General features: G+C 70.2%; 23 protein-coding genes and 1 tRNA gene. 3 read left to right on the top strand and 21 right to left on the bottom strand.

The features are described 5' to 3' along the window. Positions 1 to 2: 2 nt before the first annotated feature. The 9 genes from ACFPJ4_RS02945 to ACFPJ4_RS02905 all read right to left on the bottom strand — a co-directional run bounded on the left by ACFPJ4_RS02945 (position 3) and on the right by ACFPJ4_RS02905 (position 7,640). Positions 3 to 902, bottom strand: a complete 900-nt coding sequence (locus tag ACFPJ4_RS02945; protein ID WP_386738792.1) for a F0F1 ATP synthase subunit gamma — start codon at positions 900 to 902, stop codon at positions 3 to 5. 49 nt (positions 903 to 951) lie between these two features. Continuing rightward, entirely contained in the window at positions 952 to 2,589 is a 1,638-nt protein-coding gene (gene atpA, locus ACFPJ4_RS02940) for a F0F1 ATP synthase subunit alpha (protein ID WP_386738791.1), read from the bottom strand. A gap of 65 nt (positions 2,590 to 2,654) precedes the next feature. Then, a complete protein-coding gene (locus tag ACFPJ4_RS02935) occupies positions 2,655 to 3,446 on the bottom strand; it encodes a F0F1 ATP synthase subunit delta (RefSeq protein ID WP_386738790.1) in 792 nt (263 codons plus the stop codon). Continuing rightward, complete coding sequence (locus ACFPJ4_RS02930) at positions 3,446 to 4,009, bottom strand: F0F1 ATP synthase subunit B (RefSeq protein ID WP_386738789.1); 564 nt, start codon at positions 4,007 to 4,009, stop codon at positions 3,446 to 3,448. Before ACFPJ4_RS02930 ends, ACFPJ4_RS02935 begins: the two co-directional genes overlap by 1 nt. Before the next feature lie 29 nt (positions 4,010 to 4,038). Continuing rightward, positions 4,039 to 4,260, bottom strand: coding sequence for a F0F1 ATP synthase subunit C (gene atpE / locus ACFPJ4_RS02925; protein ID WP_386738788.1), 222 nt, complete (start codon positions 4,258 to 4,260; stop codon positions 4,039 to 4,041). Positions 4,261 to 4,301: 41 nt separating this feature from the next. Further along, positions 4,302 to 5,030, bottom strand: coding sequence for a F0F1 ATP synthase subunit A (atpB, locus tag ACFPJ4_RS02920; protein ID WP_386738787.1), 729 nt, complete (start codon positions 5,028 to 5,030; stop codon positions 4,302 to 4,304). Between the two features lie 215 nt (positions 5,031 to 5,245). Beyond that, on the bottom strand, positions 5,246 to 5,698 hold the full coding sequence (locus tag ACFPJ4_RS02915; protein ID WP_386738786.1) for a hypothetical protein: 453 nt from the start codon (positions 5,696 to 5,698) through the stop codon (positions 5,246 to 5,248). Next, positions 5,695 to 6,963: an MraY family glycosyltransferase gene (locus ACFPJ4_RS02910; protein WP_386739760.1), complete on the bottom strand. Its 1,269-nt coding sequence runs from the start codon at positions 6,961 to 6,963 to the stop codon at positions 5,695 to 5,697. The genes ACFPJ4_RS02915 and ACFPJ4_RS02910 overlap by 4 nt, the downstream gene beginning before the upstream one ends. Next, entirely contained in the window at positions 6,960 to 7,640 is a 681-nt protein-coding gene (locus ACFPJ4_RS02905; protein ID WP_386738785.1) for an L-threonylcarbamoyladenylate synthase, read from the bottom strand. The genes ACFPJ4_RS02910 and ACFPJ4_RS02905 overlap by 4 nt, the downstream gene beginning before the upstream one ends. 64 nt (positions 7,641 to 7,704) lie before the next feature. Here ACFPJ4_RS02905 and ACFPJ4_RS02900 point away from each other — a divergent pair, with 64 nt between their 5' ends. Beyond that, the gene (locus ACFPJ4_RS02900) at positions 7,705 to 8,331 is read left to right on the top strand and encodes an HAD family hydrolase (RefSeq protein WP_386738784.1); all 627 of its coding nucleotides are present in this window, start codon (positions 7,705 to 7,707) and stop codon (positions 8,329 to 8,331) included. Between the two features lie 35 nt (positions 8,332 to 8,366). Here the strand turns inward: ACFPJ4_RS02900 and prmC are convergent, their stop codons facing one another. The 10 genes from prmC to argS all read right to left on the bottom strand — a co-directional run bounded on the left by prmC (position 8,367) and on the right by argS (position 21,071). Then, a complete protein-coding gene (gene prmC / locus ACFPJ4_RS02895; RefSeq protein WP_386738783.1) occupies positions 8,367 to 9,242 on the bottom strand; it encodes a peptide chain release factor N(5)-glutamine methyltransferase in 876 nt (291 codons plus the stop codon). A gap of 28 nt (positions 9,243 to 9,270) precedes the next feature. Beyond that, a complete protein-coding gene (gene prfA, locus ACFPJ4_RS02890; RefSeq protein WP_386738782.1) occupies positions 9,271 to 10,347 on the bottom strand; it encodes a peptide chain release factor 1 in 1,077 nt (358 codons plus the stop codon). Positions 10,348 to 10,350: 3 nt separating this feature from the next. Then, entirely contained in the window at positions 10,351 to 12,384 is a 2,034-nt protein-coding gene (rho, locus tag ACFPJ4_RS02885) for a transcription termination factor Rho (protein ID WP_386738781.1), read from the bottom strand. 142 nt (positions 12,385 to 12,526) lie between these two features. Next, complete coding sequence (thrB, locus tag ACFPJ4_RS02880; RefSeq protein WP_386738780.1) at positions 12,527 to 13,477, bottom strand: homoserine kinase; 951 nt, start codon at positions 13,475 to 13,477, stop codon at positions 12,527 to 12,529. Continuing rightward, a complete protein-coding gene (gene thrC, locus ACFPJ4_RS02875) occupies positions 13,474 to 14,580 on the bottom strand; it encodes a threonine synthase (RefSeq protein ID WP_386738779.1) in 1,107 nt (368 codons plus the stop codon). The genes thrB and thrC overlap by 4 nt, the downstream gene beginning before the upstream one ends. A gap of 12 nt (positions 14,581 to 14,592) precedes the next feature. Next, on the bottom strand, positions 14,593 to 15,945 hold the full coding sequence (locus ACFPJ4_RS02870) for a homoserine dehydrogenase (RefSeq protein ID WP_386738778.1): 1,353 nt from the start codon (positions 15,943 to 15,945) through the stop codon (positions 14,593 to 14,595). Then, positions 15,942 to 17,423: a diaminopimelate decarboxylase gene (gene lysA, locus ACFPJ4_RS02865; protein ID WP_386738777.1), complete on the bottom strand. Its 1,482-nt coding sequence runs from the start codon at positions 17,421 to 17,423 to the stop codon at positions 15,942 to 15,944. The genes ACFPJ4_RS02870 and lysA overlap by 4 nt, the downstream gene beginning before the upstream one ends. Before the next feature lie 125 nt (positions 17,424 to 17,548). Further along, complete coding sequence (locus tag ACFPJ4_RS02860; protein WP_386738776.1) at positions 17,549 to 18,613, bottom strand: LOG family protein; 1,065 nt, start codon at positions 18,611 to 18,613, stop codon at positions 17,549 to 17,551. Further along, positions 18,610 to 19,416 carry an LmeA family phospholipid-binding protein gene (locus ACFPJ4_RS02855; RefSeq protein WP_386738775.1) on the bottom strand — a complete coding sequence of 269 codons (807 nt, stop codon included), beginning with the start codon at positions 19,414 to 19,416 and terminating at the stop codon, positions 18,610 to 18,612. The genes ACFPJ4_RS02860 and ACFPJ4_RS02855 overlap by 4 nt, the downstream gene beginning before the upstream one ends. Before the next feature lie 2 nt (positions 19,417 to 19,418). Further along, a complete protein-coding gene (argS, locus tag ACFPJ4_RS02850) occupies positions 19,419 to 21,071 on the bottom strand; it encodes an arginine--tRNA ligase (RefSeq protein WP_386738774.1) in 1,653 nt (550 codons plus the stop codon). Positions 21,072 to 21,135: 64 nt separating this feature from the next. Between argS and ACFPJ4_RS02845 the strand changes: the two genes are divergently transcribed. Continuing rightward, positions 21,136 to 21,729, top strand: coding sequence for an arginyl-tRNA synthetase (locus tag ACFPJ4_RS02845; protein ID WP_386738773.1), 594 nt, complete (start codon positions 21,136 to 21,138; stop codon positions 21,727 to 21,729). Between the two features lie 39 nt (positions 21,730 to 21,768). Here the strand turns inward: ACFPJ4_RS02845 and ACFPJ4_RS02840 are convergent, their stop codons facing one another. Continuing rightward, the gene (locus ACFPJ4_RS02840) at positions 21,769 to 22,569 is read right to left on the bottom strand and encodes a transglutaminase-like domain-containing protein (RefSeq protein WP_386738772.1); all 801 of its coding nucleotides are present in this window, start codon (positions 22,567 to 22,569) and stop codon (positions 21,769 to 21,771) included. A 63-nt stretch (positions 22,570 to 22,632) separates the two neighbouring features. Between ACFPJ4_RS02840 and ACFPJ4_RS02835 the strand changes: the two genes are divergently transcribed. Continuing rightward, a tRNA-Arg gene (locus tag ACFPJ4_RS02835) sits at positions 22,633 to 22,705 on the top strand. Between the two features lie 3 nt (positions 22,706 to 22,708). On the opposite strand, the gene ACFPJ4_RS02830 is transcribed toward ACFPJ4_RS02835, so the two are convergent. Further along, on the bottom strand, positions 22,709 to 24,829 hold the full coding sequence (locus ACFPJ4_RS02830) for an MMPL family transporter (RefSeq protein WP_386738771.1): 2,121 nt from the start codon (positions 24,827 to 24,829) through the stop codon (positions 22,709 to 22,711). Between the last annotated feature and the right edge of the window lie 61 nt (positions 24,830 to 24,890).

The following is a 24,890-nucleotide window of genomic DNA, read 5'->3' as shown; positions in this document are numbered from 1 at the left end:
GTCTACTTGGCCGAGCTGAGGGCGTCTGCGCCGCCCACGATCTCGGAAATCTGCTGGGTGATCTCGGACTGGCGCGCGTTGTTGGCCAGGCGCGTGTAGTCACGGATCAGGGTGTCGGCGTTGTCACTCGCCGACTTCATGGCCTTCTGGGTCGCCGCGTGCTTGCTGACCGCCGACTGCAGGAGCGCATTGAAGATGCGGCTCTGGATGTAGACGGGCAACAGGGCGTCGAGCACGACGCTCGAGTCGGGCTCGAACTCGTACAGCGGCAGCAGGTGATTCGGGTCGGGCTCCTCGACGCCTTCGACGACCTCGAGGGGAAGCAGGCGGACGACCTCGGGGGTCTGCACGAGCATGCTCACGAAGCGGTTGTAGACGATGTGGATCTCGTCGACGCCGCCCTCCGAGGTCGGCTGGATGAACTTGCGCACCACCTCGTCGCCGATCTCCTGCGCCGTGGCGAACGTCGGGCTGTCGGTGTCGCCGATCCAGTCGCGCTCGGACGCACGGCGACGGAACGCGAAGTAGCCGACGGCACGGCGGCCGACGAGGTAGTAGACGACCTCTTTGCCCTGACTGCGCAACAGCGTCGTCAGCTCCTCGGCCTCCTTCAGCACGTTGGCGTTGAAGGCACCGGCCAGGCCGCGGTCCGAGGCGAAGATCACGACCGCCGAACGCTCGATCTTCTCGGGCTCGGTCGTCAGAACGTGGTTCACGTTCGAGTAGGTGGCGACCGCCGAGACGGCGCGCGTGACCGCGCGCGCGTACGGGGCGGAGGCCTGCACTCGCACCAGGGCCTTCTGGATGCGCGATGCCGCGATCAGCTCCATGGCACGGGTGATCTTCTTGGTCGTCTGGGCAGAGCGGATCTTCTGCCGGTAGACCCGAAGTTGGGCGCCCATGTCGTTGTGTCCTTACGTCTTCTGGTGTGCGAGTCGTGGAGGGCGACGCCTAGCGGCGGCTCTTGACGATCTTCTCTTGGTTGACGTCTTCGACCTCGGTGGCCTCGAACGTCTCCTTGCCCGCCTCGATGAGAGCCCGACCGTCGCCGGTCTGGAACTCGGCGCTGAACGCCGCGACGGCCTTCTCGAGCTCGGCGGCGGTGTCGTCGTCGAGCACGTTCGTGTCGCGCAGGGTCGTCAGCACCGTCGTGTTGCGGCCGAGGTAGTCGAGCAGTTCGCGCTCGAAGCGGAGCACGTCGGTCACGGGGACCTCGTCGAGCTTGCCGTTGGTTCCTGCCCAGATCGAGACGACCTGCTCCTCGACCGGGTACGGCGAGTACTGCGGCTGGCGCAGCAGCTCGGTCAGGCGGGCGCCACGGGCGAGCTGGCGGCGGCTGGTGGCATCCAGATCGGAGGCGAACAGGGCGAAGGCCTCGAGCGCGCGGTACTGGGCCAGCTCGAGCTTCAGCGTGCCCGACACCTTCTTGATGCTCTTCACCTGCGCGTCACCACCGACGCGGGAGACCGAGATGCCGACGTCGACCGCGGGACGCTGGTTCGCGTTGAAGAGGTCGGACTGCAGGAAGATCTGGCCGTCGGTGATCGAGATCACGTTGGTCGGGATGTAGGCCGAGACGTCGTTGGCCTTGGTCTCGATGATCGGCAGCCCGGTCATCGAGCCGGCGCCGAGCTCGTCGGAGAGCTTGGCGCAACGCTCGAGCAGGCGGGAGTGCAGGTAGAACACGTCACCCGGGTAGGCCTCGCGTCCCGGCGGGCGACGCAGCAGCAGCGACACGGCGCGGTAGGCCTCGGCCTGCTTCGACAGGTCGTCGAAGATGATCAGCACGTGCTTGCCGCCGTACATCCAGTGCTGGCCGATGGCCGAGCCGGTGTAGGGGGCGAGGTACTTGAAGCCGGCCGCGTCGGAAGCCGGGGCCGCGACGATCGTCGTGTACTCGAGGGCTCCTGCGTCTTCGAGGGCGCCCTTCACAGCCGCGATCGTCGAACCCTTCTGACCGATCGCGACGTAGATGCAGCGCACCTGCTTGTTCACGTCGCCCGAGGCCCAGTTGGCCTTCTGGTTGATGATCGTGTCGATCGCGATCGCGGTCTTGCCGGTCTGACGGTCGCCGATGATGAGCTGACGCTGACCGCGTCCGATCGGGATCATCGCGTCGATGGCCTTGATGCCGGTCTGCATCGGCTCGTGCACGCTCTTGCGCTGCATGACGCCGGGAGCCTGCAGTTCGAGCGCGCGACGACCCTCGGACGCGATCGGCCCGAGGCCGTCGATGGGCACGCCGAGCGGGTCGACGACCCGACCCAGGTAGCCGTCGCCGACGGGCACCGAGAGCACCTCACCCGTGCGGGTGACCTCCATGCCCTCGACGATGCCCGAGAACTCGCCCAGCACGATGACACCGATCTCGTTCTCGTCGAGGTTGAGCGCGAGGCCCAGGGTGCCGTCCGCGAACCGGATGAGCTCGTTGGCCATGACGTTCGGCAGGCCCTCGACGTGCGCGATGCCGTCAGCCGCGTCGATGACGGTCCCGACCTCGGTCGCACTCGCCGCGGCGGGCTGGTACGAGTCGACGAAGCTCTGAAGGGCGTCGCGGATCTCGTCCGGGCTGATGGTGATGTCTGCCATGGGGGCTTCCCTTTTCTGGGGTGGTCTCTGGGTCGAGAGAGTCTGTGTCGTGAGTGGATGCCGGGTCAGCCGGCGAGCTGGAGCTTGAGTTCTGCGAGTCGCGCCGAGATGGTGCCGTCGATGACGTCGCCGCCGAGCTGAACGCGCGCGCCGCCGACCACGGTCGGGTCGACCACCAGGTTGAGCTGGATGTCGCTGCCGTACTGCCGGGCGAGTGCGGCCGCCAGGCGGGTCTGCTGGGCCGCACTCAGCGGCACCGCGGAGGTCACGGTCGCCACCCGGCGCTCACCTGCCGCGGCGACGACGTCGGCCGCTGCGGCGAGCATCTCGCCGATGCGCCGGCCGCGCGGGCTGCGCACCAGGTGATCGACGATGACGACAGTGGCCCTGACCGCCTTGGTGCCGATCAGTCGATCGACCACCTCGGCTTTGCCCTGCGCCGCCGCGAGCTTGTTGCCGAGCGTCAGCTCGAGCTCGGGGTCGCTCGCCACGACGCGGGCGAACGAGAACAACTGCGACTCGATCGTCGCGGAGTGGCCTTCGCCGCGCGCGATGGCGCGGATGCCGACCTGTTCGATCCCGTCGACGAGCTCGCCGCCATTGGACCAGCTCGATGCCACGATCGTGTCGAGCACGGCGGCCGCCGGCTTCTCGAGACCCGGCATGATGCGGGCCACGAGCGCGGACTTGTCAGCGGGTGCCACCGAGGGGTCGCCGAGGATCGCGCGCAGCTGCGCCGACTCGTCGAACGCCCTGGCCGCGGCCAGCAACTGCTCGCCCGTGGTGATCGTGACGCCCGTCGTCGCGGCCAGCTGGCTGACGGCGGCGGCGAGCGACTGCCGGGATGCGGAACCCATTACGGACGCGCTCCCGTCGGCCGGGCCTGAGCGGCCGCGGCATCCGCGGTCTCGAGGTCGGCGAGGAAGCGGTCGACGATCGATGCCGAGCGCTTGTCGTCGCTCAGGCTCTCGCCGATCACGGTCGACGCGAGCCCGAGGGCCAGCGAGCCGACCTCGACGCGCAGCGACGACAGTGCCGCGGCGCGCTCTGCCTCGATCTGGGTCTGTGCGTTGGCGACGACGCGGGCCGCATCGGCCTGCGCCTGCTCGACGAGCTCCGCCCGGATCTGCTTGGCGTCGTCGCGGGCCTGCTCGCGGATGCGTGCCGCCTCGGCGCGCGCTTCGGCGAGCTGAGCCGTGTACTTCTCACGAGCCTCCTGCGCGCCCGCCTGCGCTTCTTCGGCGCGCTTGAGCCCGCCCTCGATCGCATCGGCGCGGGCGTCGAGCGCCTTGTTGACGTTCGGCAGGACCTTCCAGGCGATCACGATCAGAACGATGACGAACGCGATCGTGCCCCAGACCAGGTCGGGGATCGCCGGAATGAGGATGCTGCCGCCCGTCTGTGCTGCTGCGGGGAGCATTCAGACTCCTTCCTCGGGTGAGAGTCGGATCACGGCTTGGGGAACGGGATGAACGCGACGCCGATGGCGATGAAGCAGAGTGCTTCGGTCAGCGCGATACCGATCCACATGAGGGTCTGCAGGCGGCCCTGCAGTTCGGGCTGACGGGCCACCGACTCGATGGTCTTGCCGACGATGATGCCGACGCCGATACCGGAGCCGATGACGGCGAGACCGAAGGCGAGGGGCGCGAGCGCTCCAACAACGTTCACTGGGGTTTTCCTTTCGAGGGTGGTGGGTTCGTCTGACGAGCTCAGTGCTCGTCCGACAGCGCCATCTGGACGTAGATGGCGGTGAGGATCGCGAAGACGTAGGCCTGCAAGCCGGCGATGAACATCTCCAGCACCGTGAAGACGACGCCGAACAGCAGGCTTCCGACGCCGAGCAGGCCGAGCGCATTGCCGCCGGCGAGCACGGTGAAGAAGAAGAAGTTGGTCGCGAGGAAGCACAGCGTCAGGAGCATGTGCCCTGCGACCATGTTCATGGTCAGTCGGAGGGTCAGCGTGATGGGCCGGATGATGAAGGTCGACAGCAGCTCGAGGAGCGCGATGACCGGCTTGATCGCGATCGGGACGCCGGGAATCCACAGCGCGTTCCGGAAGAAGCGGAGCTTGTGCTCGCGCACTCCCGCGTAGATGAAGGTCACGTAGGAGATGACCGCCATGATGATCGCCTGGCCGATCAGGCCGGTGCTCGCGATCTGGAGCCCGGGGATCGTGCCGGTGAGGTTCAAGGCGAGGGTCAGGAAGAAGATCGTCATGATCAGCGGCATGAAGCGCTTGCCGGCCTTCTCGCCGAGCGTGTCGATGACGATGCCCTGACGCACGAAGTTGATCGCGAACTCCATGGCCACCTGGCCACGGGTCGGGACGACCCGCCAGTTGCGGGTGCCGAGCCAGAGGACGACAAGCAGGACCGCGACGGCCAGGAGCCTGATCAGCAGCACCCGGTTCAACTCGAACGGGGTACCCGCGAAGAGCACCGCAGGCGGGAAGAAATCGTTGATCGAGGGACCTTCGAAACCACCGCCCGAATCGTCGGCTTTGACGATGAACGGCAGAAGTGAGGAAACGGCGGAGGTTATCAGGACCTTCTCCAGCATCGGGCGCCGGAAGCGCGGCGATTGGGGGGAGTTATGGGTTCAACACTATCAAAGGAAATGAGGGCGGCGCACCGCGTCGGGGCGCCCCGAGACGGTCAGGGACGCCGCTTCGGCTCCGGATCGCCCGGCAACGAGATGTCGCTCACGTAGGGCACCCGGGCCCGGTACATCGCGACACCGTCGAGCACCAGCGAACCGATCACGACCACCACGATCGCGGCGAAGAACACGTACGGGTTGAACCAGGGTTGCCCACGCAGCAGGATCTCGACCACGACGAAGACGATGAGCTTGAGCAGCCACACCCCGACGACGATGCCGAAGAAGATCGGGCTGGTCGAGTCGCCCTTCGCCACCCGTCCCGCGATCAGCATGCTGATCGCAGTGAGCCCGAGGAACACAGCCGAGAGGGCCGCGCCGAGCAGGCCTCCGACCAGGCCGGGCACGCCCGCGACGAGGAGCCCGACGACCCCGGCCACGACGGCGACCGCGACCGCGAAGATGCCTCCGTAGCGCAGGGCTCTGGTGAGCACCGGGGTCACAGTCACGGGCGGGACTCCTTCTCGTTGAGGCGGCCGAGGGCCGCATCGGCCTCGGCATCCGTCGGTCCTTCGACGTCGTCCGAGTCCGCGGCGGCGTCGAGCGGGTCGTACCGGGCGAGCTGCGCCTCGGATGCCACCTCGGGAGCCGCGCTCTGCACCGCGGCCTCCACGGCCTTGCGTCGGCTGAGCGGGGCCAGGGTCACGATCGTGCAGACGACGAGACCGGTCGCGGTGACCAGGATCGCGACCCACGACGGCGTGAACAGGAACAGCAGCAGCCCGACCGAGGCGACGGCCGTCCATCCGTAGAAGATCAGGACGGCGTGCAGATGCGAGTGCCCCATGTCGAGCAGGCGGTGGTGCAGATGCTTGCGATCGGCGCTGAAGGGCGACTTGCCGGCGCGCAGCCGGCGGAACACGGCGAGGCCGAAGTCGAGCAGGGGTACCAGCAGTACGGCGAACGGCAGCAGCACCGGGATGAACGCGGGCAGGAACTGCCGGTTGCCGCTCAGAGTGCCGAGATCGATGTTGCCGGTGAAGCCGATCGTCGTCGTGGCCATCAGCAGACCCACCAAGAGGGCGCCGGCATCCCCCATGAAGAGCTTGGCCGGATGCCAGTTCAACGGCAGGAAGCCCACGCAGGCGCCGATCAGCACCGCCGAGATGAACTGCGGGAGGTTGAAGTAGGCGCTCTGAGCGGTGGGCTGGTAGGTGACGATGTACGAGTACACGAAGAACACGCTGTTCGCGATGATCGCGACGCCCGCCACGAGTCCGTCGAGACCATCGATGAAGTTCAGGGCGTTCATCACGAGCACGACGAGGAAGACCGTGATCGCCAGGAACATGTAGGGCGAGAGCAGCACGGCGGTGTTCTGGAAGAACGGCAGGGCCACGATCTGGATGCCCTGCCAGGCCAGCAGGGCCGCCGCGATGATCTGCCCCGCGAGCTTGGTGAGCCAGTCGAGGTCCCAGATGTCGTCGGCGACGCCGATGCCCACGATGATCGCCGCAGCGCCCAGCACGGCGAGGATCTTGCCGGGCTCCGAGAAGACGATCGACAGCTGCGGCAGTTGCGAGCCGACCGCGAAGGCGGCGACGACGCCGACGAACATCGCGATGCCGCCCAGGCGCGGAGTCGGCCGGGTATGCACGTCGCGCGCCCGGATCTTGGGGTAGAGCCGGAACCTCGTGCTGAGCTTCCAGATCAGCATCGCCAGGCCGAAGGTGACGACGGCCGAGACTCCGGCCGAGATCACGTAGAAGACTATGCGCATCGTTCCGGCCCCACGATGCGGACGATCTCGGAATCCGGGATCACACCGTGGCGCACGATGCGCAGCTTGCCCTCCGGGTGCTCCAGCGCGGTCGCGTCGACGATCGTCGATCCGGAGCGCGGGTCGGCTGCCGGGTACGCGGAACCGACCGTCCCCCCGTCGAGGTAGACGGCGACGGCGTCGCCGAGCATCCGCTCCGCCTCGGCGATCGTCGTCGCGGCGGGCTCGCCCGTTCGATTGGCGCTCGACACGGCGAGCGGACCGGTTTCGGAGAGCAGCTCGAGGGCGATCGTGTCGCTCGGCATGCGCAGGGCGACGGTGCCGCGGGTCTCGCCGAGGTCCCAGTCGAGGGTCGGACGCGCCCGCAGGATGACGGTGAGCCCTCCGGGCCAGAACTCGGCCACGAGCGCCCGCACCTCGTCCGGAACCGACTCGGCGAGGGCGTCGAGGGTGGGGATGCCCGGGACCAGCACGGGTGGCGGCGCGGTGCGGTCGCGCCCCTTCGCGTCGAGCAGCCGGGCCACCGCGACCGGCGAGAACGCGTCGGCCGCGACCCCGTAGACGGTGTCGGTCGGGATCACGACGAGCTCGCCCGTGCCGATCGCGCCGCGGGCCAGGCGCATGCCGGCGAGCAGCTCGGCCGGAACGGCGGTGTCGAAGACGGGAGGCATAACGGGCTCAATCGTATCCGCCGGGACGGCGCCGCCCCTCCGCGTACGGGAGACTGGAGGCATCATGACCCGGACCCCCCTCTTCGTCTTCGACATGGATGACGTGCTCTTCGACTACGACTGGCGGGTCCGGATGGCCGGCCTGAGCGCGATGACCGGCCTCGAGTTCGCCGAGCTGCGCCGTCGCTGGTGGCACGACGAGGGCGAATGGGCCGCCGAGGCCGGGCGCTTCGCCGACGCGGAGGCGTATCACGCGGCGTTCACGCGGGCGCTCGGGACCGACATCCCCGTCGAAGCCTGGATCGCCAACCGTCGATCGGCGATGACCCCGTGGCCCGATTCGCTCGACGCCGTGCGGCGGGCGGGCGAGCTCGGTGCGGTCGCCCTGCTGACCAACAACGGACCGCTCGTCGAGCGGAACCTCACCACGCTCGCTCCCGAACTGGTCCCCCTGTTCGGCGACGAACTGCACACCTCGAGCTTCTTCGGGGCGCGCAAACCCGATCCGCGCGTGTTCTCGAACCTGTTGGCGCACTACGAGGTGCCGGCCGAGCTGGTCTTCTTCGCCGACGACCTCGAGGTGAACGTCGAGGGCGCCCGCTCGGTCGGGATCCACGCGCACCGCTTCGTCGACGCGGCCGCGCTGCTCGCCGCGATCGAGGCCTTCGCCGCGGTCGCCGCCCCCGCCTGACGCGCGCCGGGGCCGGGCGGGGCGGCGGGGCCGGGTCAGCGGAGGGCGGTCGTGGTGCGATCGCGGCCGAGGAGGTCGGGATGCGTCGCCGTCGCCCGCCAGCCGTCGGCCGCGAGCAGGGCGCGCACCTCGTCACCCTGCAGCTCCCCGTGCTCGAGGATCAGCACTCCCCCGGGCCGCAGCAGCCGGGCCGCGCGCACCGAGATCGCACGCACGATGTCGAGCCCGTCGACGCCGCCGTAGAGCGCGGCCTCCGGGTCGTGCCTGCGCACCTCCGGATCGCGCGGGATCGCTCCCAGCGGGATGTACGGCGGGTTCGAGACGACGACGTCGATCGTGCCGTCGAGGGCCTCCCCGTCGAGTTCGGCCGGGGTGTCGGCCAGGTCGGCGAAGATCAGCCGCAGGTTGTCGCCCGCGAGTTCGCGCGCGTTCCGCCGGGTCCAGATGAAGGCTTGGGGGGAGTTCTCGACGGCGAAGACCTCGGCGTGCGGCACCTCCGTCGCGATCGCGATCGCGATCGCGCCGGAACCGGTTCCGAGATCGATCGCGCGAGGAGAGGCGCTCGGCACCTGCAGCAGGGCGTCGATCGCGAACTGTGCCACCGACTCGGTCTCGGGACGCGGCACGAACACGCCCGGGCCGACCGCGAGTTCGAGAGCGCGGAACGGTGCCCGGCCCGTGATGTGCTGCAGCGGCTCACGCGCGGCGCGGCGCTCGATCGCCTCGATGACGGCCAGGTACTGCTCGGCGTCGAGGGCGGCATCCGTGATCGCCCGGGACTGCACCTGACCGCGGTTCAGCCCGAGGACGTGGCCGAGCAGCAGTTCGGCGTCGACCTGGGGGGTCGGCACGCCCGCCGCGGCGAGCACGCCGACGGCGTGATCGAGGATGACCGAGACGGTGCTGCTCATGGCGCTGGCGAGGTCGGGGGCGACGACGCTACTCGGCTCCGAGCTCGGCGAGCTGCGCTTCTTCGTCGAAGCGGATGCATGACTCGATGACGGGCTCGAGGGCCCCGTTCATGACCTGGTCGAGGTTGTACGCCTTGTACCCGGTGCGGTGATCGGCGATCCGGTTCTCGGGGAAGTTGTAGGTACGGATGCGCTCCGAGCGATCCATGGTGCGGATCTGCGACTTGCGGGCCGCGCTCGACGCGGCGTCGAGCTCCTCCTGCTGACGCGCGAGGATGCGAGCCCGCAGCACACGCATCCCGGCCTCGCGGTTCTGGATCTGCGACTTCTCGTTCTGCATCGAGACGACGATGCCGGTCGGCAGGTGCGTGATCCGCACGGCCGAGTCGGTCGTGTTGACCGACTGGCCCCCGGGCCCGGACGAACGGAACACGTCGATGCGCAGATCGTTCGGGCTGATGTCGACCTCTTCCGGCTCGTCCACCTCGGGGAAGACCAGCACGCCGGCCGTCGAGGTCTGGATGCGGCCCTGCGACTCGGTCGCCGGCACCCGCTGCACGCGATGCACGCCGCCCTCGTACTTGAGGTGCGCCCACACCCCCTCCGCGGGGTCGGTGGCGTTCGACTTGATGGCCAGCTGCACGTTCGTGTAGCCGCCGAGGTCGGTGGGGTCGGACTCGAGGATCTCGGTCTTCCAACCCTTGGACTCGGCGTAGTGCAGGTACATGCGCAGCAGATCGGCGGCGAACAGGGCCGACTCGGCCCCGCCGGCGCCGCCCTTGATCTCCATGATCACGTCGCGGCCGTCATCCGGATCGCGCGGGATCAGCAGCCGGCGCAGCCGCTCCTGGGCGTCGACGAGCCCGGTCTCGAGCTCGGGAACCTCGGCGGCGAACGCCTCGTCCTCCTTGGCGAGCTCGCGCGCCGCCGTCAGGTCGTCCTGCGCCTGCAGCCAGTCGTCGTTCGCCTTGAGGATCTTGCTCAGCTCGGCGTAGCGGCGGTTGACCTTCTTGGCGCGCGCCGGATCGGCGTGAAGACCCGGGTCGGCGAGTTGTTGCTGCAGCTGTTCGTGCTCGGCCAGCAGCGTGGCGACCGATTCGAACACCCGCTACTCCTTGTGGCCGTGCGACCCGGTGCCGTTGCCGGCCGCAGGCAGGCTGTTCTGGATCTGCACGAGGAACTCGACGTTCGACTGCGTCTCTTTGAGCTTGCTCAGCACGACCTCGAGCTGCTGCTGCAGTTCGAGACCGGCGAGGGCCCGGCGCAGACGCCAGGTGATCTTGACCTCTTCGGGGCTGAGCAGCTCCTCTTCGCGGCGGGTGCTCGACGCGTAGATGTCGACGGCCGGGAAGATGCGCTTGTCGGCGAGCTGGCGCGAGAGCCGCAGCTCCATGTTGCCGGTGCCCTTGAACTCCTCGAAGATGACCTCGTCCATCTTGGAGCCGGTCTCGACGAGCGCCGTGGCGAGGATCGTCAGCGAGCCGCCGCCCTCGATGTTGCGCGCCGCGCCGAAGAAGCGCTTGGGCGGGTAGAGCGCGCTCGCGTCGACGCCACCGGACAGGATGCGACCGGATGCCGGAGACGCCAGGTTGTACGCGCGGCCCAGGCGGGTGATCGAGTCGAGCAGCACGACGACGTCGTTGCCGAGCTCGACCAGGCGCTTGGCGCGCTCGATCGCGAGCTCGGCGACCGTGGTGTGGTCCTCGGCCGGCCGGTCGAAGGTCGAGGCGATGACCTCACCCTTCACCGAGCGCTGCATGTCGGTGACCTCTTCGGGACGCTCGTCGACGAGCACGACCATGATGTGGACCTCGGGGTTGTTGACCGAGATCGCCTTCGCGATCGCCTGCAGGATGAGGGTCTTGCCCGCCTTGGGAGGCGCGACGATGAGGCCCCGCTGCCCCTTGCCGATCGGGGCGATCAGATCGATGATGCGGGTCGACAGCTTGGCCGGCTCCGTCTCGAGACGCAGGCGCTCGTTCGGGTAGATCGGGGTGAGCTTGCCGAACTCGACGCGGTTGGCGGCATCCTCGACCGACTGGCCGTTGATGGAGTCGACCTTGACGATCGCGTTGTACTTCTGCCGGCCGCCCTGCTGGTCGCCCTCGCGGGGCTGACGGATGGCGCCGACCACGGCGTCGCCCTTGCGCAGGTTGTACTTCTTGACCTGGCCGAGCGAGACGTAGACGTCGTTGGCGCCGGGCAGGTAGCCGCTCGTGCGCACGAAGGCGTAGTTGTCGAGCACGTCGAGGATTCCGGCCACCGGGATGAGCACGTCGTCGTCGCTGATCTCGGGCTCGAACTCGTCGTTCTGCCCGCCACGGCCGCGCTTGCGGTCGCGGTAGCGGTTGCGTCCGCGACCCTCGGCGTCGAGGTCGTTCTGGCCGCCCTGGCCCTGGGGACCCTGCTGGCCGCCCTGGTTCTGGCCGCCGCCCTGCTGGCCGCCACCCTGCTGGCCGCCCTGGTTCTGCGCGCCCTGGTTCTGGGCACCCTGGCGCTGGTTCTGCTGGCGTTCGGCGCCCTGCTGGCCGCGCTCACCACCCTGCTGGCCGGCGTTCTGGCCGCCCTGTGCGCCGCCGTTGCGGTTGCGGTTGCGGCCGCGACCGCGGCCGCCCGCGCCCTCGTCGCCCTCGGCGGCACCGGAGGTGACCTCCGGGAGCAGCTTGTCGAGGTCGGCGGCGACATCGGCCGCCGCGACGTGCTCGGCCACGTGTTCGACCGGCTCGGCGATGACCGGCCCGGCGATCTCGGGCTCGGAGGTCGGCTCGACCGTCACGGTGTCGACCTGCGCCGCGGCCACGTGCTCGGCCACGTGCTCGACGGCGGGCCTCGCGGCGAGGGCCGCGGCATCCGCGGTCGATGCGGTCACGCGACGCGAACGACGCACCGGCACGGTGTCGTCGGACGGCGTCTGCGGTGCCGCGACGGGCGCGGGCGCGACGTACTCGTCGGCGCTGACCTCGGGGGTTCCCGTCTCGGGCGCACCCGAATCGGCGGAAAGTGTGTCCACGAGTTCTCCTTTTCGAAGCTTGGACGCGCCGGGGATGCCGCGCTCGGCGGCAAGAGCCTGAAGCTCGGCGAGCTTGAGACGGCTCAGATCGGCACGGGCACCCGCGCTCACGGGTGCATCGACATCAGTCACGGCTGGGGGTTCCTTCGGTTCGACCCGGGTACAGAACTTCCCGGGGATCGACGCTCACCCGGGTGCGGTGTCGGATGCGTTGTCGAGTGACAGGCGGAAACCGCGGGGCGAGTGCCGGTGGGATGTGCACTCGCGCGCCGGGTCAAGCCACAGCGTCGTTCGAATGCACCATCACTGTAGCACCCTTGAAGTCGACGGCGAGCAGCAGGCACTCCCACGGCGAGGTGGCGTGCTCCGCGATCAGCTCGGCGGCGCGCAGGCGCTGCGCGGGGTCGCTTCCGAGCACGAGCAGCGACGGCCCGGCACCCGAGACGACGGCGGCGAGGCCGTGCGCGCGCAGCATCCGGATCAGGGCATCGGTCTCGGGCATGGCGCCGGCCCGGTAGCTCTGGTGCAGCTTGTCCTCGGTGGCGGCGAGCAGCAGCTCCGGGCTCTGGATGAGGGCCGCGATCAGCAGGGCCGAGCGCGAGACGTTGAAGATGGCGTCCTCATGGGGCACCGACTCGGGCTGCAGGCTGCGGGCCAGCGCGGTCGACATGGTGGTGGCGGGAACCGCCACGAGCGGCGAGACCCCGCGGTGCACGATGAGCTTCTTGTACCGGGGCCCCTCGGGAGTGACCCAGGCGATCGTCAGGCCACCGAACAGGGCGGGCGCCACGTTGTCGGGATGCCCCTCGAGCGCCGTGGCGAGCGCAAGCAGGCCCTGCGAGTCGATCTCGACGATCCCCTCGAGCAGACCCTTCGCGGCCATGATGCCGGACACGATGGCGGCGCCCGACGACCCCATGCCCCGCCCGTGCGGGATCGAGTTGTGCGCGTGCACCTCGAGCCCCGGCAGCGGCTGCCCGTACTGCTCGAAGGCGTACGCGATCGAGCGCACCACGAGGTTGGTCTCGTCGGTCGGCACCTCGCCGGCACCGACGCCCTCGACCGTGACGGTCGCACCCGGGGCATCGCGCACGGTCACCGTGAGCTCGTCGTACACCGAGAGGGCGAGCCCGAGGGTGTCGAATCCGGGACCGAGGTTGGCCGTCGTCGCGGGGACCTTGACCTGCACCGAGCGCCCGCGCAGCGCGGCGGCGCCGGAACTCATGCGCCGGCCGGGGCGGGCGAGGCCGTGAGGCCGAGCACGTCGGCGATCGCGGCCGCGTCGATCGGGACGACGATCGGGCTGACCTCGCCGCCGTCCGCCGTGCGGAGGGCCCACTGCGGGTCCTTGAGGCCGTGCCCGGTGACGGTCAGCACGACCGTCGAGCCCCGGGGGATCTCGCCGGCGGCACTGCGCTCCAGCAGACCGGCGACGCTGATCGCCGAGGCAGGCTCGACGAAGATGCCGACCTCGGCCGACAGGATGCGGTGCGCGGCCAGGATGTCGGCATCCGAGATCGCTCCGAAGTAGCCGTTCGTCTCCTCGCGGGCGGCGAGGGCGAGCTCCCAGGAGGCGGGATTGCCGATGCGGATGGCGCTCGCGATGGTGTCGGGGTTCTTGACGACCTCGCCGCGCACGATCGGCGCGCTGCCCTCGGCCTGGAAGCCGAACATGCGCGGGCGCCGCGTCGTGACCCCGCGGGCGGCGTCTTCGGCGTACCCACGGGCGTACGCCGTGTAGTTGCCGGCGTTGCCGACCGGGATGAAGTGGAAGTCCGGGGCGTCGCCGAGCACCTCGACGACCTCGAACGCCGCGGTCTTCTGGCCCTCGATGCGGTCGTTGTTGACCGAGTTGACCAGGTGCACCGGGTACTGCGCCGCGAGCTCGCGCGCGATGTCGAGGCAGTCGTCGAAGTTGCCCTGCACCTGAAGCAGCTGCGCGTTGTGCGCGATCGCCTGGGCGAGCTTGCCCATCGCGATCTTGCCTTCGGGAACCAGCACCGCCGCGGTGATCCCGGCGTGCGCCGCGTAGGCGGCGGCCGAGGCCGAGGTGTTGCCGGTCGAGGCGCAGATGACGGCCTTGGCGCCGTGCTCGATGGCCTTCGAGACCGCCATGGTCATGCCGCGGTCCTTGAAGGAACCCGTGGGGTTCATCCCCTCGAACTTGACCCAGACCTTCGCCCCGGTGCGCGCCGAGAGCGCATCGGCGGGGAGCAGCGGCGTGCCGCCCTCGCCGAGCGTGACGATCGGGGTCGCGTCGGTCACGTCGAGCCGGTCGGCGTATTCGCGCAGAACGCCGCGCCACTGTGTGCGTTGACCGTGTGTCATCTGAATCCCTACCTAGACGGTGCCTTCGACGCGCAGCACGCTCGTCACCTCGACGACCGCATCGCTCGCGCCGAGGGCGACCACGGTGTCGGCGAGCGACCCTTCCGTGGCTTCATGAGTGCCGATGACCAGGGTAGCGGTGGGCTCCGGGATGCTGTGACCGGGGTACGCGGCCGAACCGTGGGCGGCATCCGGGCGCACGGACTGCTGCACGGCCTCGACCGAGACGCCGTGATCGCTGAACAGGGTCGCGATCTTGGCGAGCACGCCGGGGCGGTCGGCCACCTGCAGGGTGATCTGGTAGCGGGTGACCACGCTCGACATCGGCAGGATCGGCAGATCGGCGTTGGTCGACTCGGCCACTCCCGGCCCGCCGATCACGTGCCGCCGCGCCGCCGAGACGACATCGCCGAGCACCGCCGACGCGGTCTGGATGCCACCGGCGCCGGCCCCGTAGAACATCAGGCTGCCGGCGGCCTCGGCCTCGAGGAACACGGCGTTGTTGGCGCCGTGCACGGCCGCGAGCGGGTGCGACTGCGGCACGAGCGCGGGGTGCACGCGCGCACTCACCCCTTCGACGCCGGTCTCGGGATCGGTGACCCGCTCGCACACGGCGAGCAGCTTGACCACGAAGCCGGCCTCGCGCGCCGACCTGACCTGCTCATGCGTGATCGCCGTGATCCCCTCGCGGTGCACCATGTCGAGCGGCACCGTGGTGTGGAACGCCAGGCTCGCCAGGATCGCGGCCTTCTGCGCCGCGTCGAAGCCCTCGATGTCGGCGGTCGGGTCGGCCTCGGCGTAGCCGAGCTCGGTGGCCGCCGCGAGGGCCTCCTCGAGCGAGTCGCCTTCGCGGTCCATCCGGTCGAGGATGAAGTTCGTCGTGCCGTTGACGATGCCCAGGATGCGGTGCACCCGGTCGCCCGCCAGGCTGTCGCGCAACGGCCGGATGATCGGGATCGCCCCGCCCACCGCCGCCTCGTAGTAGAGCTGCGCGCCCACCTGCTCGGCCTCTTCGAACAACTCCGGACCGTGGGTCGCGAGCAGCGCCTTGTTGGCGGTGATGACGTCGGCGCCCGAGTTGAGCGCGAGCATCAGGTACTCGCGCGCCGGCTCGATGCCCCCCATCAGCTCGATGACGATGTCGGCACCGAGGATGAGCGAGCGCGCGTCGGTCGTCAGCAGTTCGCGCGGGATCTCGGTCGAGCGCGGCGCGTCCAGGTCGCGCACCGCGACGCCGACCAGTTCGAGTCCCGCGCCGACCCGGCTGGCGAGCTCGTCACCGTGCTCGAGCAGCAGCGCGGCGACCTGGGCGCCGACGGCGCCGGCGCCGAGCAGGGCGATGCGGAGGTTGCGGTACTCGATCATTTGTCTCCGTTCCGATGACCGGGACGGTCGTCGGCGCTGGCGTCGCGGCGAAGGTCAGAAATGACCTTCGCTCCTAGCTCCAGCGCGCCCATGTCGCGCGCCAGCAGGTCGTCCTCGGTCTCGCGGCGCACGATGACCCGGGCGATGCCGTCGCGCACCGCGACGACCGCGGGGCGTCCGAGGTGGTTGTAGTTGTTGGCGAGCGACCAGCAGTACGCGCCGGTGGCGGGCACCGCGACGAGGTCGCCGGGCTCCACGTCGCCGGGGAGATAGTCGGCGCGCACGACGATGTCGCCGCTCTCGCAGTGCTTGCCGGCGATCCGCACCAAGGCGGGGGCGGCATCCGAGACCCGGTTGACGATCCGCACCGAGTAGTCGGCCTGGTAGAGGGCGGCGCGGATGTTGTCGCTCATGCCGCCGTCGACGCTCACGTACTTGCGCACCGCGGTCGCCGCGCTGCCGGCCACCGACACGGTCACGTCCTTGACGGTGCCGACCTCGTACAGCGTGACGGTCGACGGGCCGATGATCACCCGGCCCGGCTCCACCGCGACCTCGGGCACCGGGATGCCGAGGCTCGCGCACTCCTCGGCCACGACCCGCGCGAGCTCCCACGCGATCGTCGCGATCGGAGTCACCTCGTCGGCGCCCGTGTAGGCGATGCCGAAGCCGCCGCCCAGGTTGAGCTCGGGCACCTCGCCGCCGGCGAGCAGCTCGGCGTGCACCGCGAGCAGACGCCGGGCCGCTTCGGCGAAGCCGTCGGACTCGAAGATCTGCGAGCCGATGTGCGAATGCAGCCCCAGGAAGCGCAGGCTCGGATGAGAGCGGATGAGCGCGACGATCTCGGGCACCTCGGCCAGCGGCACGCCGAACTTCTGGTCTTCGTGGGCCGTCGCGAGGAACTCGTGGGTCGATGCGTGCACGCCGCTGTTGATGCGCAGCCGCACCGCCTGCACCCGGTCGTGGCGCTCGGCCGCCCGGGCGACACGCTCGATCTCGACGACGCTGTCGAGAACGATCGCGCCCACCCCGACCTCGACACCGCGGTCGATCTCGGCGAGGCTCTTGTTGTTGCCGTGGAATCCCAGGCGGGCAGGATCGACGCCGGCCGCCAGGGCGACGGCGAGCTCTCCCCCGCTGCAGACGTCGATGTTGAGCCCGGCTGCCGTGACCCAGCGGGCGACCGCGATACTCAGGAACGCCTTGCCGGCGTAGTAGACGTGGGCACGCGATCCGACGCCCTCGAAGGCCCGATCGAAGGCGGCCTTCACCTCGGCCGCACGCTCGCGCGCATCCGCCTCGTCGACGACGTAGAGCGGCGTGCCGAACTCGCGGGCCAGCTCGGTCGCCGCGGCTCCGGCGAGCGCGACGACGCCCTCGGCGGTCCGCTCCGAGTGACGCGGCCAGACGGCGTCCGCGAGCGCGTTCGCGTCATCCGGGTGGGCCAGCCAGCCGGGCGCGAGAGGGTTCACGGTCACAGGACCTCACGGTGGTCGTCGACACGGGGTCGTCGGAACGAAGAGTGAGGCGAGCGAACCCGGCTTGGTCCCTGAAGCCGCCTCCCACTCTACCGGCCCGGAGCGGGAGGCGCGGCGGGGCGGGGTCAGGAGGCGCGGTCGGTGGGCAGACGCGGGACGGGCGGCGGGACGGCGTCCACGTGGCGCACCGCCTCGTGGATGTCGTCGGTCACCAGCACGAGCTCGTCGAAGCGGGCGCGCACCACCGGATCGGCCATCGCGAACAGCGCGTCCATGAGCTGGCGTACGGGCAAGCGGTTCGTCCAGTAGTCGGTGTCGAGGAAGACCATGGGGCTGAACTCGGCGTCGCCGGTCGCGTAGTAGTTCTGCTCGGCATCCTGGAACACCTCGTGCAGCGTGCCCGCCGAGCCCTGTGTGAAGATCACGCCCTGACGCGCGATCGTCAGCAGGCCGTCTTCGCGGATGCTGTTCTGGAACAGCTTGGCGATGTGCGTCGCGAACGGCGTCGTCGGCTCGTGACCGTAGTGCCAGGTCGGGATCGAGATCGACTCGACCGGATCGACGATCGCGCGGCTCAGCTCCCAGGCCGGCGCGAACCAGTCGTGCGCCGTGCGGACGAGCCGCCCGTCGGCGATCCCGCCGTGGCCCACGATGCGCGTGAGCTCGGGCATGCTCGGCATCGCGGCGAGCGCGGCGATCGTGTCGGTGAGCTGGTCGTCCGACTGCGCCGAGAGCGCCGCCCCCAGATGTCCGGCTTCCATGGCGCCCGGTCCGCCCCCGGTGCACACCAGCAGCCGGCGCCGGGCGAGCTCGCGACCGAGCTCGGCGATCCGGCGGTAGGCGGCGGAGTCGCGCGGCAGTTCGTGCCCGCCCATGATGCCGACCACCCGGCGGTCGGCGATCACCCCGCCGACGTCGAGCGTCACCGACGAGTCGTGCAGCGCGCGCATCATGGCGGCGTACGGGTCGACCGGGGTGCTGCGCCCCGTCCTGACGAACCAGCGGTACGACTGGAAGTCCATCGTCTCGGCGTAGCTGTCGACCCGGCCGGGCGAGAAGCCCGCGAACAGCTCCTCGGCCGAGTAGACCGAGCCGCGGATCGGCTGGAAGGGCAGCGGACCGTCCCGAGGGTCGCGCCGCTCGACGCTCGTGGCGCCGTCGCTCGGATGGGCCCCGTGCTGGCCGGTCACGAACAGCCGCCCTTCGTCGTGAGATCGGTTCCGCCGAGCACGGCCCCGTCGCCGGAGGCGCTCAAGGTGAGCCGGTGGTCGGCGACCGTCACCGAGGTCACGGTGAGGGCCTTCGGCAGGTACTGTGCGAGACAGAACGACCGCTGGGTCAGGAGGGCGCGGGCCACCTGCGAGAACCCGGGCGTCGTGCGCAGCTGCTGCGCCGTGAAGGTCTGACCCGAGACCTGGATGCTGCTGGGCGTGAAGACCATCTGCCCGTTCGACACCGACGGTGTCAGGCCCAGACCGATCGGGATGCCGAACCCGAGCACCCGGACCGTCGCCGTCGCGACGATCCGCCCCGACTCGAGGGTGATCGTGTCGAGGGGCAGGCCGCTCAGCCGCGAGGCGAGGGCGGTCATGTTCTTCTCGTCGACGCTGTAGCCGACCGCGAGCGTGCCGAGCGGGGCGCTGCCGTCGAGGGGCACCGAGGTCGCATGCACGGTCGCCGCGCCCACCAGCTCGCCGTAGCTCAGCTTCGGGATCGCCACGTCGAGCGAGTCGAAGCGACCGCCGAGGGCCTGCAGCAGCACCGAGCCTCCGCCGATGTCGACCGAGACGGGAGTGCCGGGCGCGACCCCGAGCGCCGAGACCAGCTTCTGCCTGATCTGGCTCTCGGCGTAGGCCCGGGCCGCGGCATCCGCGACGACCGTGCCGAGCGCCAGCACGACGAGCACGACGGCGAGCGCGATGAGGCCCCTCCGGCGGCGGGCCCGTCCCGTCCCCGTCCCCGGTGCGGCGGGCATCGCGGCCCCGGTGCTCACGGCTACATCCGTTCCGGGGCGCTCACGCCGAGCAGGCCGAGCCCGGTGCGCAGCACCTGCCCGGTCGCGTCGTTGACCCAGCGGCGGGTCTCGTGGATGACGCCGACCGGCTCGTCGCCGAGCGGGATGATGCGGCAGGCGTCGTACCAGCGGTGGTACGCCCCGGCCAGCTGCTCCAGGTAGCGCGCGACGCGGTGCGGCTCGCGCAGCTCCGCCGCCTGGAGGGTGACCCGCGGGAACTCCGCGAGCACCCCGAGCAGGATGCTCTCGGTCTCGTGGTCGAGCAGCGCAGGGTCGAAACGACCCCGCGTCACCCCGGCCTGGTCGGCGTTGCGCGCGACCGCCTGGGTGCGGGCGTGGGCGTACTGCACGTAGAAGACGGGGTTGTCGTTGGTCTTCTTGGTGAGCAGGTCGAGGTCGATGTCGAGCTGCGAGTCCATCGAGCTGCGCACCAGCGCGTAGCGGGCCGCGTCGACGCCGACGACGTCGACGAGATCCTCCATCGTGACGACCGTGCCGGCGCGCTTCGACATCCGCACCGGTTCGCCGTCCTTGATGAGGTTGACGAGCTGGCCGATCAGGATCTCGAGGTTGACGTACGGGATGTCGCCGAAGGCGGCGGTCATCCCCATCAGCCGCTTCACGTAGCCGTGATGGTCGGCCCCGAGCAGGATCAGGTTGCGCTCGAAGCCGCGCTCGCGCTTGTTGAGGTAGTAGGCGAGATCGCCCGAGATGTAGGCGCCTTCGCCGTCGCTCTTGATGACGACGCGATCCTTGTCGTCGCCGAACTCGCTCGTGCGCAGCCAGGTCGCTCCGTCGGCCTCGTAGATGTGACCGAGCTCGCGCAGGCGTGCGACAGCCCGCTCCACGGCGCCCGAGTCGTGCAGCTCGTTCTCGTGGAAGTAGACGTCGAAGTCGACGCCGAAGTCGTGCAGGCTCGCCTTGATGTCGCCGAACATCAGCTCGACCCCGAGCTTGCGGAACTCCTCCTGCTGCACGTCCGGTGGCAGGCTGTCGAGGTCGCCCGGATAGATCTCGACGACGCGGGCCGCGATGTCGAGGATGTACTGCCCGCCGTAGCCGTCATCGGGCGCCGGTTCGCCGCGATAGCCCGCGACGAGGCTGCGCGCGAAGCGGTCGATCTGCGCGCCGTGGTCGTTGAAGTAGTACTCGCGCGTGACGAGCCCGCCCTGCGCCTGGAAGAGGCGGGCGAGGCTGTCGCCCACCGCGGCCCAACGGGTGCCGCCGATGTGGATCGGCCCGGTCGGGTTCGCCGAGACGAACTCGAGGTTGATCGGCACGCCGTCGTACAGCACGCCGCGGCCGTAGTCGACCCCCTGCTCGACGATGCGCTGCGCCAGCAGACCGGCGGCGGCGGCGTCCAGGGTGATGTTGAGGAAGCCGGGGCCCGCGACCTCGGCCTTCGCGATGCCGTCGACCTGGACGAGCGCGGCCGCGAGCGATGCCGAGAACTCCCGCGGATTCAACCCGAGGCGCTTGCCGAGCTTGAGCGCGACGTTGGAGGCCCAGTCGCCGTGATCGCGGTTGCGGGGGCGCTCGAGCGTGACGTCCTCGACCTCGACCTCGCCCGCTCGGTCGCCCACCGTCGCGCGGACGACGTCGAGCAGCGTTGCGGTCAATTCGGCGGGATTCACAAGGAGCGATCCTATCCCGGCGTGTGTCGGGCGACCGGGCGACGACCTCGGGAGACAATGGAGCATGCCCCGTCTCCTGCGCCGTTCCGCTGTGCCGTTCGCCGTCGCCGTCGCCGTCACGGCCGGGCTGGCCGGGTGCGTCGCCACCCCGTCCCCGTCGCCGACCGGGTCGGCGACCAGCGCGTCGCCCAGCGTCACGGCGAGCACGCGCCCGTCGGCCAGCCCGACGCCCACGCCCAGCGCGATTCCGATCACGATCGGATGCGGTCAGCTCATCTCGGCCGACGCGATGTACGCCTTCAATCCCAACTACGGACTGCTCGACAGCTGGACGCCGACCGCCGGCTCGGCGGCCGCGACCGCGAAGTCGGAGCACGGCCTGGCCTGCCGCTGGAGCAACCAGACCAGCGGCGACACGATCGACTTCTCGGTCGCGCACCTCGACGCCGCCTCGATCGAGGCGCTGAAGAACGACGCCGTCACGTCGAGCACCATGGTGCCGACCTACGGCGACGAGGCGTACTTCTCGGTCAAGAACGGCGTCGGCACCGCGATCGTCTTCCAGGGCGACTACCGGCTGGTGGCGACCTCGGCGGCGTTCCTCGAACCGGGTGACGCCACCGATCTCATCGACGCCGCGCTGAGCGCCCTGAAATAGCACCCGCGCGGCCCGGGCGGTCGGCCCGGCGGCGTCGGGCTAGCCGAGCTCCACGAGCTCGTCGGGATCGTCGCTGAACGCCTCGCTCGCCTCGGCCTGCACCTGCAGGGTCAGCAGCCGGATGTCGGAGAGCGTGTTGGTCAGGAACGCGGTGTCGGTTGCATCCCGACCCGTCGCCAGCCGCACCATCGCGGCGCGCGGAGCCAGCCGGGTCGAGTCGACGACGACCCACCGCCCCTCGACGAGGGCCTCGACGACGGCGTGGAAGTCCATCGGATCCAGGCCCGGCGCGTACACCGAGACCAGGCGGGCCGGCACATCGAGCGCGCGCAGCAGGGCGGCGGTGAGGTGGGCGTAGTCCCGGCACACCCCCTCCCCCGATTCGAGCGTCTCGACGGCGCCGCCCGTGGGCGAGGTCGCCGCCGGCACATAGGCGAGACGGTCCGCGACCCAGCTCGATACCTCGCGGACGAGCCGCGCCCCGCCGAGACCGGGGAAGGTGTCGCGCGCGAACGGCTGCAGGGTGTCGGACTGCACGTAGCGGCTGGGCCGCAGGTAGACGATCTCGTCGATCGGATGCACCGCGGCCGCGGGCGCGCGACCGGTCACCTCGGCGGCGTAGTCGATCCGCACGGTGCCCGGCGTCGTCTCGAACAGCTGCAGCCGCGTGAGCGGCTCCTCGTCCAGCTCGCGCACCGCGACCGGATCCCCGTCGACGCTGATCGTCAGCGCCTCCCAGGCGAGCGGCACGCCACGGGCCGACGAGATCGCCAGCACGAACGCCGTCGGGTCGCTGACCTCGAGGGTCATGCTCGAGCGGAGGTCGCGGCGCAGGGTCACTCGCCGAGCATGTCACGGGTCGGGGAGCGCGCGAGCCATGCTGCTAATCTGATGACGCATCGCGCCCCCGTAGCTCAGTGGATAGAGCGCTTCCCTCCGGAGGAAGAAGTCGCACGTTCGAATCGTGTCGGGGGCACTTTCATTTCGGCGATCGCGGCGTCGTCTCGGCTCGGCCGAGCTTCGAGGGCCACCAGATGCGGCGTCCGATGTCGTACGAGAGTGCGGGCACCAGCAGCGAGCGCACCAGGATCGTGTCGAGCAGTACGCCGAACGCGACGATGAACGAGATCTGCACGAGGAACAGGATCGGGATCACCTGCAGCGCCGAGAAGGTCGCCGCCAGCACGATCCCCGCCGCCGTGATCACGCCGCCGGTGGCCTGCACGCCGCGCACGATGCCCGGGCGGGTGCCGATGTGCAGGGACTCCTCGCGCACCCGGGTCATCAGGAAGATGTTGTAGTCCACCCCGAGCGCGACCAGGAAGACGAAACCGAACAGCGGCACCGAGGGATCCGCCCCCGGAAAGCGGAACAGGTGGTTGAACACCAGCGCCGAGACGCCGAGGGTCGCCGCGTACGACAGCACGACGGTCCCGATCAGCAGCACGGGCGCCAGGATCGATCGCAGCAGCAGCATGAGCACCAGCAGCACCACGAGCAGCACCGCCGGGATGATGACGCGCAGGTCGGCGGTCGCGGTGATGTCGGTGTCGAGCGCGAGCGCCGTCACCCCGCCGACCTTCGCCTGCGGATCGATCGCCGGCAGCGCGTCGCGCAACCCGGTCACGGCCTTCTCGGCGGCGGCGGAATCCGCCTGCACCGAGAGGGTGGCCTCGACGAGCACCCTGCCGTCGACGACCTTCGCGGGAGCCGCCGGACCGCCCGGGGCGCCGGACGCGCCCGTGTAGACCGCCGCATCCGCGATGCCGTCGGTCGCGGCGGCGAGGGCGACCACGCGATCCGCCTCGGCCTCGCGCGTCACGATGTAGACGGGGCTGCCCGATCCCGCCTCGAAATGCTCCGCCAGCAGCTTCTGGCCGTCGACCGAGTCGGCCTGCGTGAGCAGCAGATCGGTCTGCGGCACCCCGTTGGCCTGCAACTGCAGCAGGCCGAGCGACGCCGCGCCGAGCAGCACGACCGAGGTGATCCACACCGCCCGCGGGCGCCGCGACACGAGGCCCCCGACGGCGCCCCACAGCCGACCGGTCTTCTGCACGGCCGGCACGCCCTCGACGGGCTCGACGTACTTCGGCCGGAACGGCCAGAACGCCGCCCGCCCGCAGAGCAGCAGCAGCGCGGGCAGGGCGGTCAGCGCGGCGAGCAGGGCGAAGAGGATCGCGATGGCCGCGACCGGTCCGAGTCCGCGGTTGGAGTTGAGCCCCGAGAGCAGCAGACACAGCACCCCGAGGATCACGGTGGCCGCCGAGGCCGCGATCGGCTCGACCGCCGCCCGCAAGGCGACCCGCATGGCCGGCCACGCGGTCCGATGGCTGATCAGCGCCTCCCGGAAGCGGGCCACGAGCAGCAGCGAGTAGTCGGTCGCCGCACCGAGGGCCAGGATCGACAGGATGCCCTGGCTCTGCCCCGTGACGGTGATCCAGCCGGCCTTCGCCAGCAGGTAGACGATCAGGATGCTGCCGGTCAGCGCGAAGGTCGAGGTCAGCAGCACCAGGATCGGCAGCAGCAGCGAGCGGTACACCACGAGCAGGATGACGAAGACGGCCAGCAGCGCTACGAGCAGCAGGATCCCGTCGATTCCCCCGAACGCGGCGCCGAAGTCGACGCCGAGCGCGGCCGGGCCCGTGACGTACGAGGTCAGGCCCGACGGGATCCCGTCGACCGCCGCCGAGCGCACCGCCGCGATCACGGTCTTCGCGACGGCGTTCGACTCCACCGGGACGACGACCTCGAGCGCCTGCCCGTCGGTTGAGGGGATGGGTCCGACCACGGTGCCGACACCGGCGATCGCCGAGATGGCGTCGACCCGCTCCGCGACGGCGGTCCGGTCGTCCCCGGTCAGGCCGCTCGTCCGGGCGTAGACGACGATCGCCGGCACGGTGTCGGACGGGAAGAACCTCTTCAGCTCGGCCTGCACGACGGTCGACTCCGCGCTGGCGGGCAGGTAGCTGGCCTGATCGTTGTTCACGACCGTGCTGATGGTGCCGAAGGTCGGTCCGCCGAGCGCCGAGACGCCCAACCAGACCCCGAGCAGGATCACCGGTGCCACGATCCGTACCCACCGCGGTGGCGTCCTCGTCATGATGACAGTGTGGCGCGCCAGCAGCGGCGAGCGATACTCCGACGAGAGTCACCCCAACCTT

The sequence above is a fragment of the Lysinimonas soli genome (genome assembly GCF_042655435.1).
Lineage (GTDB): Bacteria > Actinomycetota > Actinomycetes > Actinomycetales > Microbacteriaceae > Lysinimonas > Lysinimonas soli.
Note: the sequence above shows the minus strand (reverse complement) of the source record. Positions and strands in the feature narration are given on the sequence as shown.

Bases quoted from the DNA above. Each gene is read 5' to 3' on its own strand.
- ACFPJ4_RS02945 (WP_386738792.1), bottom strand. From the start codon at position 902: ATGGGCGCCCAACTTCGGGTCTACCGGCAGAAGATCCGCTCTGCCCAG.
- atpA (WP_386738791.1), bottom strand. From the start codon at position 2,589: ATGGCAGACATCACCATCAGCCCGGACGAGATCCGCGACGCCCTTCAG.
- ACFPJ4_RS02935 (WP_386738790.1), bottom strand. From the start codon at position 3,446: ATGGGTTCCGCATCCCGGCAGTCGCTCGCCGCCGCCGTCAGCCAGCTG.
- ACFPJ4_RS02930 (WP_386738789.1), bottom strand. From the start codon at position 4,009: ATGCTCCCCGCAGCAGCACAGACGGGCGGCAGCATCCTCATTCCGGCG.
- ACFPJ4_RS02905 (WP_386738785.1), bottom strand. From the start codon at position 7,640: ATGCCTCCCGTCTTCGACACCGCCGTTCCGGCCGAGCTGCTCGCCGGC.
- ACFPJ4_RS02900 (WP_386738784.1), top strand. From the start codon at position 7,705: ATGACCCGGACCCCCCTCTTCGTCTTCGACATGGATGACGTGCTCTTC.
- prmC (WP_386738783.1), bottom strand. From the start codon at position 9,242: ATGAGCAGCACCGTCTCGGTCATCCTCGATCACGCCGTCGGCGTGCTC.
- thrB (WP_386738780.1), bottom strand. From the start codon at position 13,477: ATGAGTTCCGGCGCCGCCGCGCTGCGCGGGCGCTCGGTGCAGGTCAAG.
- thrC (WP_386738779.1), bottom strand. From the start codon at position 14,580: ATGACACACGGTCAACGCACACAGTGGCGCGGCGTTCTGCGCGAATAC.
- ACFPJ4_RS02870 (WP_386738778.1), bottom strand. From the start codon at position 15,945: ATGATCGAGTACCGCAACCTCCGCATCGCCCTGCTCGGCGCCGGCGCC.
- ACFPJ4_RS02845 (WP_386738773.1), top strand. From the start codon at position 21,136: ATGCCCCGTCTCCTGCGCCGTTCCGCTGTGCCGTTCGCCGTCGCCGTC.
- ACFPJ4_RS02830 (WP_386738771.1), bottom strand. From the start codon at position 24,829: ATGACGAGGACGCCACCGCGGTGGGTACGGATCGTGGCACCGGTGATC.